The organism is Marisediminitalea lipolytica (assembly GCF_001758465.1).
In the GTDB taxonomy this organism is placed as follows: Bacteria; Pseudomonadota; Gammaproteobacteria; order Enterobacterales; family Alteromonadaceae; genus Alteromonas; species Alteromonas lipolytica.
Window position 1 is genome coordinate 29,379 of the sequence record NZ_MJIC01000017.1, and the last position, 15,676, is coordinate 45,054.

The window sequence follows — 15,676 nt, forward strand, 5'->3', positions numbered from 1 at the left end:
AAAAATAGGACACTTGTCATGAAAAAACTGATTTTCCTTTTAGTACCCGTAGTGCTGCTTACTCTGTCAGCTCCTGGTCTGGCTGATAACTTAGCGCAGTCGATGGCAAACTGTAAGCGTATCGCTGATGATCAGCAACGACTGACCTGTTTCGACGCCATCAGTAGCCACGATCTGGCGCGTATGCTAATAAACGGTTCGTCCAGCACGGAACCGGTGAGAAATCCACCACGAGGACAGGCCGTCGCGGCGCAAAAACGTCCGCAACAGGTGGTAGCAAGCGCCCCCGAACCAGTCAGCAGTGTTGGTGACTTTGGTCTTGATCCGAAAACCCCTGAAGCTGAAGTCGACGAAATTACCGCGACCATTATCGATATCTCCGAAAATGCCCGTGGAAAACTGTTTATCAAACTGGATAACGGCACCCGCTGGGAACAAAAAGATAACCAGCACCTCAAACTTTCTGAGGGTATGACGGTGTCGGTTGAGCGCGGCATATTAGGCGCATTCTACTTGTCTCATGACGGCTCCAATCGCCGCATCAAAGTGAAGCGAACTCAGTAATATGGCCTGGTTTGACGCCGGCATTAATATGTTTGACGAACGTATGCCGGCAGAGCAAACCCTGTCTGCCGCGTTAGCCGCAGGCGTTACGCGTTTGTGCCTTATAACCACCCATCCTGATGAGTGGCAACAGGCAGAAGACTATTACCGTCAGTATCCGGACCAGCTGTGTTATACCCTGGGCATCCATCCTCATAACGCTAAAGTTGCGCAACCAGAGCATTTTGCTGAGCTGCGGGCAAGGGCTACACAGCCAGGCGTGGTTGCTATTGGTGAATGTGGCCTCGATTACAACCGGGATTTCTCTCCTCGTGATGTGCAGCGGCAGGTCTTTTCGACGCAATTGCAAATCGCCGTTGAACTCAACAAGCCGGTTTATCTGCATGAGCGCGATGCTTTTGCCGACCAGCTAGCGATTCTGGAACCTGTTAAAGCGCAGCTTCAGGGCGGCATTGCCCATTGTTTCACCGGCAACACAGAGCAAATGCAGGCTTACCTGGCGCTGGGGTTACATATCGGCATTACCGGTTGGGTGTGTGACGATAAACGCGGCCAGGCATTGCGAGAGGCTGTTTTACAATTACCTGTCGAGCGTCTTATTATGGAAACCGATGCGCCCTATTTGTATCCTAAAGACCGCAAACCCCGACAGCGGAATAATGCCCCGGCGTACTTGCCGCATATCGGCCATGCCGTTGCGCAGCTGAAGGCGATGGCACCAGATAGGTTACAAGAAATTAGCTTTAACAATACAGAACAATTATTTAGCTAACAGAGCATTCAGGTATGCAAATATTGGCGGCAACTAAGCTGGTTACACAGAAGACCTTATTTATACTGACCAGTCTGATAGTGGTAGCGGTGCTTATCATTTTTACCCGTTCGGCCCTGATTAATGGCCAGCCAACCGTGCAGCCAACGCTTTTGACTGCCGGGGGCGATAGCCTGCCTGCCACGTTAGAAGAACTCCAGGCCGACAAATCAGTCAGCTGGAATGAGATACCCAATCCGGCCAATTTTGGTTACAGCGATGCCGCCCACTGGCTTAAATTTGATTTACCCGCAGCCCGGGTTAATCACTCTGAATCTTATCTGGAAATAGACTACCCCTTACTTGATTACATCGACCTGTGGTTTGTACAGGGTGATTCAGTAAGCCATTTTACCACGGGCGACAGCCAGCCTTTTCAGCAGCGAAAGCTAAAGTATCACGGCTTTTTATTCGCGCTGCCGGATAACGATAAACCCATTGAAGTGTTTATTTATGTGCGCTCCCGAAGTGTTGTCAAAGTTCCGGTAAAGGTCTGGCAGCGTGAAATATTCAGCGAACACACCGCTAATACCAATTTGATTATGGGTTTGTTCTTTGGTTTGCTGCTGGCTATGGGACTGAGTAATTTGTTTTTCTTCTTTACCACCCGCAGCCTGACTTTTTTATTTTATACCGGCTATGTGTTTTGTCTGGGCCTCACGCTGGCAACGGTCCACGGTTTTAGTTTTAAATACCTGTGGCCACAGCAGGTCTGGTTTCAGGGGCAGTCGGTTGGCTTTCTGGCCAGCGCTACACTGGTGTTTGCAGTAATTTTTTCCGCCTCCTTGCTGGAAGTGCATAAACATAGCCGCTGGTTATCGCGGTGTTTTAACGGTCTGGCTATAGCGTTTGCCGTGCTGACACTGAGTTCACTTTTGCTTGATTACGCGATGTCGATCAAAATGTTTTTGGTACTGCTCACCATTACCGTATTTTTGATTATGGGAGTGGCTGTTTGGTTTGCTTACAGAAGGGTTAATATTGCCGGTTATTATGCGTTGGCATGGAGTGCACTGTTAATCAGCGCGCTATCGGCCAGTCTGGATAACCTTGGCGTGGTGAGCATGCCTATTCCGTCACAGGTATTACTGGTTTACGGCGCTACTATTGAAGCACTGATGCTGTCTTTTATCCTGGCTATCAGCTACAGTCGCCAGCGTGACGAAATCCTGTTTGCCAAGGAAGAAGCGTTAATTCGTGAGCGGGAAGTGGTCAGTACCAAGCAGGAGTTAATCGATTTGCAGCAACGTGCCCAGGACGATCTGGAGTACAAAGTTCAGGAGCGGACCCTGGAACTTGAAATTGCGCTGCGTGAACTGTCTGACGCCAACCGTGAGCTGGAAAAGCTCAACACCATCGACCCCTTAACGGGTATTCGTAACCGACGCCATTTTGATAAGCGGTTGCAGGCTGAAGGGCGCCGCAGTCGTCGTGAGCAAACTTCGCTGGCGCTGGCCATGATCGATATTGACCATTTTAAACAAATTAATGACCGTTTTGGCCACACCGTCGGTGATGCCTGTATTCGCCATGTGGCACAAACGCTACAGAGCCTGCTGAAACGTCCGTCCGACGATGTCTGTCGCTACGGCGGTGAGGAATTTGCTATCATTTTGCCTAACACCGATTTGCAGGGCGCCGCGCAACTGGTTGAGACAATGCGTCAGCAGCTTGAAGTAACGCCTTGTATCGTTGATTCGCAAACTATTTCGTTAACCATGAGTAGTGGCGTAGCCAGTGCAGTGATTGCCCATGCCGAGGCCGAAATGGATCTGTTAAAACTGGCCGACGAGCGGTTATATGCCGCTAAACAAGCGGGCCGGAATCAGGTCGTTGCCACTATAGAACAACCACACTGAGACAATTATATGAGCTATTCACAGTATCTGCCGCGCCGTATGCGCCGCTTACGTCGCACCGACGGTCTGCGGGCAATGGTTGCCGAAAATCAGCTGACCGCGGCCGATTTGATTTATCCGGTGTTTGTCCTGCCCGGTACTAACCAGCGTGAAACAGTACCGTCGATGCCGGGTGTTGAAAGACTGTCTGTCGACCTGTTAGTTGAAGCCGCCAAAGAGGCTTATGAGCTTGGTATTCGCAGCCTGGCATTGTTTCCGGTAACGCCCATGGACAAGAAAACCCTGTGTGCCAGTGAAGCGTTTAATCCTGAGGCCATTGCCCAGACGGCAATTCGAACCCTGAAAGCCGAATTACCGGAAATGATGCTGATTTCCGATGTGGCGCTGGATCCGTTTACTTCCCATGGTCAGGATGGACTGCTGGATGACAACGGCTACGTAATGAACGATGAGACCGTGGAGATTCTGATTAAGCAGGCCTTGTCTCACGCGGAAGCCGGCGTTGATATTATTGCCCCATCCGACATGATGGATGGCCGTATCGGTGCCATCCGTGATGCGCTGGAAGAAGCCGGGTTTGTACATACCTGCATCATGGCTTATTCAGCAAAATATGCGTCTGCTTACTATGGTCCGTTCCGGGACGCGGTGGGCTCTGCTGCTAATATCAAAGGCGGCAATAAGAAAACCTACCAGATGGATCCGGCCAATAGTGATGAAGCCATCGCTGAAATCGCGCTGGACCTGGAAGAAGGCGCCGACATGGTAATGGTAAAGCCGGGCATGCCGTATCTGGATATTGTTCGTCGTTGCAAATCTGAGCTGGCGGTACCGACTTTTGCCTATCAGGTAAGTGGTGAATACGCCATGCATATGGCAGCGTTTGAAAACGGCTGGCTTAATCGCGAACAGGTGATTCTGGAGTCGTTGCTGGCCTTTAAACGTGCTGGTGCGGATGGCATTTTGACTTATTTTGCCCCGGAAGCGGCAAAACTACTCAAGCAGCAGAAGTAAGCTAAATCTAAAAGGGGCTGGCCAGTTACCGACAGGTAAGCTGCCAGCCTGCTTTATGCTGAAGCCAGGCTTCATTCATCAGCTCAGCGTTGATCAGCGGATGTTCTTTCAGCCATTTTTCCGGAAACGTCAGTACCCAGTCTGAGCCATCGACTTTGAGCTCAATTGCCGGAATATGCTGTTGATGACGGCGTAAACACACTACCACGGCAATACGCAAAATACGTAACAAGCCTTCTAACATCGGCTTCACATCACTGTGATACAAGCCGAATGGCGCCAGATTAATGGTTTGCCGGTGGGCGCCCACTAAATCTCGGATCGCAGCACGCTGTAAGCGGGTATAACCCGGTAAGTCGATATAGTTAAGAATATATGCAGAGTGCTCGTGGTGCTTTTTATATTCGATATGCAGGCCGATTTCGTGCAGCATCGCCGCCGCGTCAAGCACGGTTTCGGTATCCAGATGACAAAATGTGGATTGCTGGCACAGCTGTTTACACAGGTTGATGGCCAGGTTTTTCACATTGTTGGCATGGGGTTTGTCGATGTGATAACGGCGGATAGCAGCGTTCAGCGTCTGCGTGCGGCGGTCGTTGTGCTTAAGGTTATCCAGCATGCCATAAATCAGCCCCTCGCGCAGTGCGCCGCCGGAGATATTCATGGTGCGAATTTTTAATCGTTCAAACAGCGCCAGCAGGATGGTCAGGCCGCTGGGGAAAATAGGCTGACGGTTTGGTTCCAATCCATCAATGACCAGTTCCTTAATATTGCCACAGTCGATACACTGTTGTTTAAGGTTGTACAGATAGTCGATGCGAATGGCGTCACTAATACCTTGCTTAACCAGTATTTCGGTAATCGCCTGGGGTGTGCCAGAAGCGCCTAAGCAGTTCTGCCAGTCAAAACATAAAAAGGCATCCACCACAGGATCAAGTAAATCGTAGGCCGCTTCCTGGGCGCGCTGGAAATTACTTTCTGATAATTCGCCATCCAGAAAGTAACGCTCCATAAAGGTTACACAACCCATGTCCAGACTGACCATATGGATAGGGTGCATGTCATTACCGATAATAATTTCGGTACTGGCACCGCCGATGTCGATAACCAGTGAATTGCCCTGATTCGCCGATGTGTAAGCTACGCCCAGATAAATCTGGCGGGCCTCTTCGACACCCGAAATGACGTCCAGCGGATGCTTGAGTATTTTTTCTGCGGTGTCGATAAAGGTTTGTGCATTTACGGCTAAACGCAGGGTTGCGGTCGCTACCACCCGGATATTAGATGCCGGGATATCCTGCAAACGCTCGGCAAAGGTGGTTAAACAGTCCCAGCCGCGTTGCATAGCTTCTTCGCTGAGCACCATGTCCTTGTCCAGCCCGGCGGCCAGACGCACTTTTTGCTTTATCTTACCAATGATTTGCACGCAGCCATTGGCCACGTGCACCACCACCATATGAAAACTATTCGACCCCAGGTCAACTGCGGCATAGTATTCGCCAAGTGTTTCGGCATCAAAATCGGTTTGTGGCTGCATAGCGTTTACTACGGTATTAATTCTTTTTGTGATGCGGACGTTTGTTGCCAGAGCCGTTTCGACGTGAAGACGGGCGGCGATTCTGTCTGCGTTGGCGCGGTTTGGGCGGCGTGATGTCGTCCAGTAGCGCGTCCTGCACATATTCTGTTACCGGAATCGCATGCTGAATATAGCTCTCGATGCCTGGCAAATTCAGTGCATATTTTTCGCAGGCAAAGCTGATAGCAACACCGCTTTTACCGGCACGGCCAGTCCGACCAATCCGGTGAACATAATCTTCCGGGTCATCGGGTAAATCGTAGTTGAAGACGTGGGTTACCGCTTCGATGTGCAGACCACGGGCAGCAACGTCGGTTGCGACCAGAATATCCAGGTTGCCACCGGTAAAGTCTTCAAGAATGCCAAGGCGCTTCTTCTGCGGTACGTCGCCACTAAGCAGGCCCACGCGGTGACCATCGGCTTCCAGCCAGTCGGCAACGCGTTCACAGCCATGCTTGGTGTTTGCAAAAACAATGGCTTTGTCCGGCCATTCTTCTTCCATTAGCGTAAGCAGCAGTTTAATTTTGTCGTCATCTGAAGGATAAAACAATTCTTCTGACACGCGACTGGCGGTCATTTGCTGAGCTTCAACCTGCACATGGGTTGGATTGTTCATGTGTTCGTAAGCCAGTTCCTGTACCCGATAGCTCAGGGTGGCAGAAAATAGCATACTTAAACGGTTGGCTGCCGGCGGCATACGGCGGAATAAAAAGCGGATATCCTTGATAAAGCCCAGATCAAACATCCGGTCAGCTTCATCGAGTACGGCGACCTGGATATTTTCCAGTGAGAATACACCTTGCTTATAATAGTCAAGGATGCGGCCCGTCGTACCAATGATGATATCTACCCCTTCCTCCAGGGTATCACGTTGACTTTGATAACCTTCGCCCCCATAAATGAGACCAAGTGAAAGTCCTGTGTGCTTACTAAGCAATTCAGCATCATTATAAATTTGAACGGCAAGTTCCCGGGTTGGTGCCATAATAATAGCTTTAGGGCCTGCTTTCTCACCTTCGGGGTTTTCTGCCCGGCTTAAAATGTGGTGGAAAGTTGCGACCAGAAATGCCATGGTTTTACCGGTTCCGGTTTGCGCCTGGCCGGCGATGTCATTACCTTCTAATAAAGGAGGTAAGCTTAACGCCTGAATTGGTGTACAATGCGTAAAATTTGCAGCATTTAAGGCATCAATGACTTTTGTATTGATGGGTAAATCGGAAAAATGTGTTTCGGTTAAATGAGTTGTTTGCATAGCTTATAGCTTATCAGTGCTTGCATTAAAAAACATTTTCTATATAACACTTATGGTAGAGCTGAAACAAATCAGCGACAGACCAATTACGGAGAAAAGAATGAGCGACAAAATTATCCAGTTGACTGACGATAAGTTCGAAGCAGATGTTATCAATGCTGAAGGTCCTGTGCTGGTTGACTTCTGGGCCGAATGGTGTGGCCCGTGTAAAATGATTGCCCCTATTCTGGAAGAGATCGCAACCGACTTTGAAGGAAAGTTAACAGTTGGCAAGCTGAATGTCGATGAAAATAATGAAACTCCGCCGAAATACGGTATCCGTGGTATCCCTACGCTGCTGCTGTTTAAAGGCGGTAACGTTGCAGCAACCAAAGTTGGCGCTTTATCAAAAACGCAACTGACTGAGTTCCTGAACGACAACATCTAATCGATGTAAATCGTTAAGCGAAAACCGGCCGAGGCCGGTTTTTTTGTGTCTGAAAATCGGTTTTTTTGATCTCGGTTAATATTCGGCCTGGGGGGCTCAGGTATATTTCCGTCCTTTTATTATTGGCTGTTGTATCGTCATGCGAAAACCTGAATTACTGTCACCCGCCGGGTCAATGAAAAACCTCCGCTATGCACTGAGTTATGGTGCAGACGCCGTGTATGCCGGACAGCCCCGGTATTCTTTGCGGGTGCGCAATAACGAATTTACCCTCGAAAAATTGCAGGAAGCCAGGCAGTACACCCGGGAGCACAATAAGCAGTTATATATTGTCAACAATATTGCGCCCCACAATACCAAGCTGCAAACGTTTGTTAAGGATCTTGCGCCGGTAGCGGCACTCAATCCGGATGCGATGATCATGTCTGATCCCGGCATTATAATGCTAACCCGTGAGCACTTTCCGGATTTGCCAATTCACTTGTCAGTTCAGGCTAACGCCGTTAACTGGGCGTCAGTGAAGTTCTGGCAGCAGCAGGGCATTAAGCGTGTGATCTTGTCGCGGGAACTGGGCTTAAACGAAATCGAAGAGATCCGCCAGCGCTGTCCGGATATTGAGCTTGAGGTGTTCGTACATGGGGCCTTATGTATGGCGTATTCCGGCCGCTGTTTATTATCAGGCTATATTAATAAGCGTGACCCTAATCAGGGGGCTTGCACTAACGCCTGCCGCTGGGAATACCAGGCCTCGCCCGCCAGCGAAGACGGTGTTGGTCAGTTTATTCCGGCGCGTGATGCGGTAGAGCCGACGCTGGGACTGGGTACGCCAACCGATCAGGCGTTTTTACTGACAGAGCCACAACGTCCGGATGAACCTATGCCGGCGTTCGAAGATGAACATGGCACTTATATCATGAACTCCCGCGACCTGCGGGCGATTCAGCACGTGCAACGGTTGGTGGAAATCGGCGTTGACTCGCTCAAAATCGAGGGGCGTACTAAATCGTTCTACTACTGCGCGCGAACTGCTCAGGTATATCGCAAAGCCATTGAGGCGGCCTGCCGCGGCGAAAACTTTGATGTGGACTGGCTGCTGGAACTGGAGCATCTGGCCAACCGTGGTTACACCGACGGCTTTTTACAGCGCCATAATCACGCGGATTACCAGCAGTATGCGCGAGGCAATTCAGCCAGCTATACCCGCCAACTGGTGGGCGAGGTGACCCATGGTGATAACCGCTGGTGGTATGTTGATGTAAAAAACCGTTTCAGTGTGCAGGACAAGCTTGAGGTGATGACCCCGGATGGCAATACTGAAGTAAAAATTCAGGAGTTGTATTCGCAGCTGGGCGAAGCGCTGCTAGTCGCTCCCGGCAGTGGATATCAGGTAAAAATTCCGGCTATTCGTGGTTATCAGCCACAGATGGCTATGTTATTACGCTGTATTGACCAACAGGAAGCTGTGCCTGCATAGTAGCGCCAAAACTGGCGCATACGGCTTTCGCAATCTTTTTTTAACATTTACAGGAATTAGTCTGGACGATAGTAAAATATGGTGCTACCTTTACTGAGTCTAGGCTAGACCTGGCATCCTTACTGGCCCGCTTCCGGGCACAAGCACTACCCTATTAATTAACGAATTTCCCATAAAGACGTTCAAGCACAAAGACCCACCAGTATGAATCTAACGGAACTTAAGAATAAACCAATCAGCGAATTGGTCGCCCTTGCCGAAGAAATGGGCCTCGAAAATATGGCCCGCGCGAGAAAACAAGACATTATTTTCTCGATCCTTAAATCCCACGCTAAAAGTGGCGAAGATATTTTTGGCGATGGTGTTCTGGAAATCCTCCAGGACGGCTTCGGCTTCCTGCGCTCAGCGGACTCTTCTTACCTTGCCGGGCCAGATGATATTTATGTTTCACCCAGCCAGATCAGACGCTTTAACCTGCGCACTGGTGACACTATCGCCGGGAAGATTCGCCCGCCGAAAGACAGCGAACGTTATTTTGCCCTGTTAAAAATCCGCGAAGTTAACTTCGACAAGCCAGAAAACTCCCGTAATAAAATTCTCTTCGAAAACCTTACCCCACTGCACGCTAACTCACGTCTGCGCATGGAACGTGGTAATGGTTCTTCAGAAGATATTACGGCACGTGTACTGGACCTGGCTTCACCTATTGGTAAAGGTCAGCGTGGTTTGATTGTTGCGCCACCGAAAGCGGGTAAAACGTTGTTACTGCAAAACATCGCGCAATCTATTGCGGCTAACCACCCTGATTGTGAGCTGATGGTATTGCTTATCGATGAGCGTCCGGAAGAGGTGACTGAAATGCACCGTCTGGTGCGTGGTGAAGTGGTTGCTTCGACTTTTGATGAGCCAGCAAGCCGCCACGTACAGGTTGCTGAAATGGTTATCGAAAAGGCTAAGCGTCTGGTTGAACACAAAAAAGACGTGGTTATCCTGCTTGACTCCATTACCCGTCTGGCCCGTGCTTACAACACCGTAATCCCATCATCAGGTAAAGTACTTACCGGTGGTGTGGATGCCAATGCGCTACATAAACCGAAACGTTTCTTTGGTGCGGCACGTAACGTGGAAGAAGGCGGTAGCTTAACTATCATCGCGACTGCCCTTATCGATACCGGCTCTAAGATGGACGAAGTTATCTACGAAGAGTTTAAAGGTACTGGTAACATGGAACTGCACCTGAATCGTAAGATTGCAGAAAAACGCGTGTTCCCGGCTATCGACTTTAACCGTTCTGGTACTCGTCGTGAAGAGTTGCTGACCAGTCAGGACGAACTGCAGAAGATGTGGATCCTGCGTAAGATTGTCCATGAAATGTCCGAAATTGATGCCATGGAATTCCTTATCAATAAACTGGCAATGACAAAGACAAATGATGAGTTTTTCGATGCCATGAAGCGTCAGAGAAGCTAGTCACTTTTATTGACTCAAAAAACCGCTGCCATTCAGCGGTTTTTTTTGTGATTTTTAGCAATAAGCGGTAGTGTAACTCATCTCTTTTTTATGGATAAAATTATGTTCCGAGCCGCTATTGCGATTATCCTGCCGTTATTTTCCCTGTCAGCGTTTGCCCAGTCCGATAAATTAGTCGATAAGCTGGCCAGTGATATTGAAGCCGATGTGATCAGTTGGCGTCATCACCTCCACGAATATCCCGAATTATCGAACCGCGAATACAAAACCGCTGAGTACGTTGCCCGTTTTTTGCGTTCTTTGGATTTGGATGTTCAGACCGGTGTTGCAAAAACCGGTGTAGTGGCTGTGCTTGATAGTGGCAAGCCTGGTCCGGTGGTTGCATTAAGAGCTGACATGGATGGCCTGCCTGTACCAGAACAAAATGACTTACCATGGCGGTCAGAGCAGCGCGGCGAATACAATGGCAACGAGGTGCCGGTGATGCATGCTTGTGGTCATGATACCCACATGGCCATGCTAATGGGGGCGGCCTCAGTACTGACCTCGATGAAAGACAAATTACACGGCAAAGTGAAATTTATCTTCCAGCCAGCTGAAGAAGGCGCCCCTGCCGGCGAGAAGGGCGGGGCTGAAGTGATGGTTGAAGAAGGTGTGTTAAAGAACCCCGACGTCGATGTGATTTTTGGTTTGCACATTAGCGCCAACAACGACATCGGTACGGTGAGCTACAATTCTGGCGGAACCATGGCGGCGGTTGACCCATTCAAGATAGTTATTCATGGCAAGCAGGCCCACGGTGCTTATCCATGGAAGAGCGTTGACCCTATTACGACCGCGGCGCAAATGATAATGTCGCTGCAAACCATAGTAAGCCGCGAACTGAAAATCATCGATGATGCTGCGGTTGTGACTATTGGTTCCATCCATGGTGGCAACCGTTCTAATATCATTCCCAACGAAGTGGAAATGGTCGGCACTATTCGTACCCTTAATCACGCCGCGAGAGAGCACGTTTATGAGGCCATGGCCCGCAAAGTGAAAGGTATTGCCGACAGCATGGGCGCTACTGCAGAGCTAACCTTGCCACTGGATTACAACTATCCGATTACCTACAACGATCCGGCATTAACTGCGAAGATGATCCCAACAGTTGAGCGCACCGCGGGCAAGGATAAAACTATTCTGGCTAAACCTGTGACCGGCGCAGAAGATTTTTCGTTTTATCAGGAAAAGGTGCCTGGCCTGTTTATGTGGTTAGGCGGTAAGCCGCTGGATGTGGCGGTAGAAGATTCTCCAGCACACCATACGCCGGAGTTTTATGTAGATGATGCGGGCATGAAACTAGGCGTAAAAGTGCTGACCAATCTGACGCTCGATTACATGGATGCACACAACGACTAACACTCTATGTTAAACCGTATTCTGCTGGCATTGACCCTGGCGCTGGCCGGGGCCGCTCTTAATTTACTGCCCGCTCCACTGGAGAGTGGCGGGCTGGTATTTTTTGGCGGTGGATTTGCCATCACGGCGGCGTTACTTTTTCCATTTTACCTCACTCTGCTGGTCACCCTGATGGTCTACGGGGTCTTGCTGATACATCATGACTCGCCGCTTCTGATTGTTTTTCTGGCATTACAACCGTTGCTAATCGCGGCGCTGTATAAAAAGGATGACGTGCTAAGTCCGCTAAAGCTGGGCATAGGCTGGTGGAGTGGTTTGATTCTGCCGGTGTATATCGTGTTTGTGTATGCCGCTTACCACAGTGAGTTTAGCCTGGCGCTAACGGCACATTCTATCACCTGGCTAAGCGGTATTTTTTGTTGCCTGTTTGGCCATTTGCTCTTTTTGGTGCTAATCCGGTACCTGCCATTGGATTATGTGCTGCATTTTAATGCTGAGACACTGTTTCGGTATATGTTTGCCTCGCTGTTTTTCTTTGTTGTACTGATTATCACTTATGTGCATGTGGGGCAACTGCAACGGCAGCAGGCTAACCAGGTAGAATCTTACATGGAGCAACGTGCTCAGGTTATGACCACTGAGCTGAGAAACTTTTTAGACCATCATGCCGGGGCAATCAGTAATACCGCGAAAACCATGACGCTGGCCCAAAAGCACGGTGCGCCGCTGGATGCGATGGCAGCGGAAACCCTGTCTAACCTGGCCCGGGAGTATCCTGAGTTCCTGACCTTTTTAGTGGCGGACAGGCACGGCAGTATTAGCCATTCTTACCCAACCAATCTGCTTACCCGGGCAAAGCGGTTGAATCAGGCAAATGTGGCTCAGCGAGAATATTTTAAGCAGGCTGAGTCTGGTGTCGACGTGTTTGTCTCCGAAGTTTTTGAGGGGCGCGGATTCGGTAATGATCCTATCGTCGCTATCTCCAGCCCACTTTATGATGCCAGCGGGCAGTTTGCCGGCATATTGGAGGGCTCGCTGAATCTAAGTAGTTTTGTTGAGTACGACAGCCGCAATCTACCGCTGTTTTGGAGTATTTATCAGGACCGTAACGACAAGCTGGTTTACGCCTCTCCAGAATTGCGGCTGGATGTTTTGGCTCGTCCGGAATTACCTGAATGCACCAGGAACAGTTGTTTTATGCGTGAGCAGGCACTGGGCCGTGAATGGTTTATCGCCAGCACCCGCGATGATGTATCCGGCTGGAAAGTGACTATGCTGTTTGAAATCAGCAGCTACAGGGCGATGAGCGTGAATTACCTGCAGTGGGCGATTGTTTTACTGATTTTTTTAGCGCTGGTTGGGATTGTCCTGGGGGGGCGAGTTGCCCGGGTGTTCTCCCGTCCTATCCGGGAGTTAATGAAAACCTTTGCCGGGTACTCTCCGGAAAATCCCATTCCTATTCATTCGTTTAATAAAGACAGCCTGCAACTCAAAGAGATTTCTGGCCTGGCCGAGGAATTCAGCGAGTTGGGTGAGCGTCTGGTCAGCGCATTTGACGAGCTGACCAGCTCCCGACAACGCCAGCGTACGCTAAATGAAGAACTTGAACAACTTAACCTGACGCTAACCGAGCGGGTGGAAGAAAAAACTGCCTCACTGATTCAGGCGCTGGCACAGGCCGAGGCGGCCAGTGTCTCCAAGTCACAGTTTCTGGCTAATATGTCACACGAAATCCGCACACCCATGAACGGTATTCTCGGTACTTGCGAAAATCTGTTGGAACAGCCGCTACGGGATGATATCAAAAGACGGGTGCAGGTCATTGTTCAGTCAGCCAATAATCTGCTGCTGATCCTCGATAGTATTCTCGACTGGTCTAAAATTGAAGCTGGCAAAATGAAAGTAACACGCCATCCTTTTGCTCCCCGGCAGGTGATTCAGGCCTGTGCTGATATTCACCGCCAGGCGGCAAGTCGGAAGCAAATAAGTTTGGAAGTGAGCTGGGACAACAATTTGCCACCTGTGCTACTGGGCGATGCCGGTAAAATAAGTCAGATTTTAAATAATCTGTTAAGTAATGCGGTTAAATTCACGTCCCTTGGCGGGGTGCTAATTCAAGTGTCTTACCAGCAGGGACAGCTGATTATTTCGGTGAAGGACACTGGCATAGGCATATCGGCAAAAGATGCAAAGCTCATTTTTGAGCAGTTTGTCCAGGCTGATGCCTCCAGCTCCCGACAGTTTAGCGGCACCGGACTTGGATTATCGATCACCAGTAAGTTGGTGGAATTAATGGATGGTGATATTACGCTTAACAGCGAACGGGAGAAGGGCAGTGAGTTTATTGTTAAGCTTCCATTAGCCACCACAACACAACAGATTGAAGATACACAGCAGTCGTCATTTGTGTTGCCCGCGGGGCTCAAAATACTGGTTGTCGAAGACAACGACATTAATGCTGAAATTATTCTGGATATGCTGAAAGACGTCAAAGTGAAGTGCTTGCGAGCCAAAGATGGTGCCGAAGCGCTGGAAATTTTGTCGCGGTTCGATTTTAACCTGGTGCTGATGGATTGTCAGATGCCGGTAATGGATGGCTTTTCTGCCACTCGAGCTATTCGTGATTTGCCCGGTAGCAAAGCTGAAGTGCCGGTAATAGCGTTAACGGCAAATGCTTTTGAAGACGACCGCAAAGCGTGCCTCAGTGCAGGAATGAATGATTATTTGAGTAAGCCGGTCAGACGCACCAGCTTACTCAAAACCATTATCAGCTACGTCGGTTCTCAAGCAGAGATTCCCGAAACGCCTGAGCTGAAAGACTGATTGGGCGACGGCGGTTAGTCACTACCTGCCATGTGCTTTGAATCGGGAAGTCTTTAACAGTGAGCACCTTTACGCTGTCGGCAGTGGCCTGATCCAACGTATGCTGAGAAAGAACGGCCAGGCCCAGCCCCGCAGATACTGCCAGGCGGATAGCTTCGTTACTTTCAATAATCATCGTATTTCTGAAGGTGACGCCATGCTTATCGCAGTAGTCATCAAGGGTTCGCCTGGTGCCGCTGCCTCGCTCCCTTAACAAGAACTTGGCGTCGGTAAGGTCGCTCAGCGCACAGTTATCCGGGCCGTCATAATCACTCGGAGCAATCACTACCAGCGGGTTGGCCAGGAAAGGCTCACAAATGAGTTCATCGTCTTCTGGCGGGTAGGTAAAAATATACAAATCGTCGCGGTTTTGCATCAAACGTTCGGCAATCTGTTCACGGTTACCTACGGTAAAGCGTACGTCAATATTGGGGTGTTGCTTACAAAAAGGGCTTAACAAAGGCGGTATAATGTACTTAGCCGTGGTTACAACCGCGAGCTTTAATGAGCCTACCTCTACGCCTTGTAATGCGCTGATCTGGCTTTTCAACTTGTCCTGTGAAGACAGAATTTCCTGGGCGCAGCGATACACGGCGGCACCGGCTTCGGTGAGTTGCACATTGCCCTGAAAGTGCTCAATTAATGGTAAGCCTATAATGCTGTTGAGTTTCTTTAATTGCAGGGAAACCGTTGGTTGTGACAACTGCAACGCATTCGAGGCGGCGGTGACTGAGCCGCAATCAACAACTTGCTGAAAAACTTCAAGCAGTCTAAAGGTCAGTGTATTCATAGGACATCCAATAAGATAGTTAAAATAAAAATATACTAAAAATTAATTTATTTCTATCTATAGTAAAAATAAAACCTGCAAAGTTTTAAATTAACCGGAAGAGGCGCAGCACAATTGCTGACAAATAGTCGCAACCTATGGGCAAACGGGCGAAAATGAGCTAACATCGACCG

General features: G+C 49.5%; 12 protein-coding genes. 9 read left to right on the top strand and 3 right to left on the bottom strand.

The genetic code is table 11. The annotated features are described in order from the left end of the window. The first annotated feature begins 18 nt into the window (after positions 1–18). From BFC17_RS20475 to hemB, 4 genes are read left to right on the top strand one after another with little or no spacing between them, the layout of a single operon-like run. Complete coding sequence (locus tag BFC17_RS20475) at positions 19–564, top strand: hypothetical protein (protein WP_070178393.1); 546 nt, start codon at positions 19–21, stop codon at positions 562–564. Position 565: 1 nt separating this feature from the next. After that, positions 566–1,336: a TatD family hydrolase gene (locus BFC17_RS20480; protein WP_070178394.1), complete on the top strand. Its 771-nt coding sequence runs from the start codon at positions 566–568 to the stop codon at positions 1,334–1,336. Positions 1,337–1,350: 14 nt separating this feature from the next. Then, entirely contained in the window at positions 1,351–3,234 is a 1,884-nt protein-coding gene (locus BFC17_RS20485; RefSeq protein WP_070178395.1) for a sensor domain-containing diguanylate cyclase, read from the top strand. A 9-nt stretch (positions 3,235–3,243) separates the two neighbouring features. Continuing rightward, on the top strand, positions 3,244–4,248 hold the full coding sequence (gene hemB, locus BFC17_RS20490) for a porphobilinogen synthase (RefSeq protein WP_070178396.1): 1,005 nt from the start codon (positions 3,244–3,246) through the stop codon (positions 4,246–4,248). 25 nt (positions 4,249–4,273) lie between these two features. On the opposite strand, the gene BFC17_RS20495 is transcribed toward hemB, so the two are convergent. Together BFC17_RS20495 and rhlB are read right to left on the bottom strand one after the other, a co-directional pair. Further along, on the bottom strand, positions 4,274–5,785 hold the full coding sequence (locus BFC17_RS20495; protein WP_070178397.1) for a Ppx/GppA phosphatase family protein: 1,512 nt from the start codon (positions 5,783–5,785) through the stop codon (positions 4,274–4,276). A gap of 16 nt (positions 5,786–5,801) precedes the next feature. Then, complete coding sequence (gene rhlB, locus BFC17_RS20500) at positions 5,802–7,076, bottom strand: ATP-dependent RNA helicase RhlB (protein WP_070178398.1); 1,275 nt, start codon at positions 7,074–7,076, stop codon at positions 5,802–5,804. Positions 7,077–7,176: 100 nt separating this feature from the next. On the opposite strand from rhlB, the gene trxA reads away from it, so the two are divergent. The 5 genes from trxA (at position 7,177) to BFC17_RS20525 (ending at position 14,674) form a co-directional block, all read left to right on the top strand. Continuing rightward, the gene (trxA, locus tag BFC17_RS20505; RefSeq protein ID WP_070178399.1) at positions 7,177–7,503 is read left to right on the top strand and encodes a thioredoxin TrxA; all 327 of its coding nucleotides are present in this window, start codon (positions 7,177–7,179) and stop codon (positions 7,501–7,503) included. A 139-nt stretch (positions 7,504–7,642) separates the two neighbouring features. Continuing rightward, a complete protein-coding gene (gene trhP, locus BFC17_RS20510; protein WP_070178400.1) occupies positions 7,643–8,977 on the top strand; it encodes a prephenate-dependent tRNA uridine(34) hydroxylase TrhP in 1,335 nt (444 codons plus the stop codon). A gap of 204 nt (positions 8,978–9,181) precedes the next feature. Next, positions 9,182–10,447, top strand: a complete 1,266-nt coding sequence (rho, locus tag BFC17_RS20515) for a transcription termination factor Rho (protein ID WP_070178401.1) — start codon at positions 9,182–9,184, stop codon at positions 10,445–10,447. A 102-nt stretch (positions 10,448–10,549) separates the two neighbouring features. Next, a complete protein-coding gene (locus BFC17_RS20520; RefSeq protein ID WP_070178451.1) occupies positions 10,550–11,851 on the top strand; it encodes an amidohydrolase in 1,302 nt (433 codons plus the stop codon). 6 nt (positions 11,852–11,857) lie between these two features. Next, entirely contained in the window at positions 11,858–14,674 is a 2,817-nt protein-coding gene (locus BFC17_RS20525; protein WP_070178402.1) for an ATP-binding protein, read from the top strand. On the opposite strand, the gene BFC17_RS20530 is transcribed toward BFC17_RS20525, so the two are convergent. Next, positions 14,619–15,503 carry a LysR substrate-binding domain-containing protein gene (locus BFC17_RS20530; RefSeq protein WP_070178403.1) on the bottom strand — a complete coding sequence of 295 codons (885 nt, stop codon included), beginning with the start codon at positions 15,501–15,503 and terminating at the stop codon, positions 14,619–14,621. The genes BFC17_RS20525 and BFC17_RS20530 overlap by 56 nt on opposite strands. Positions 15,504–15,676 lie beyond the last annotated feature (173 nt).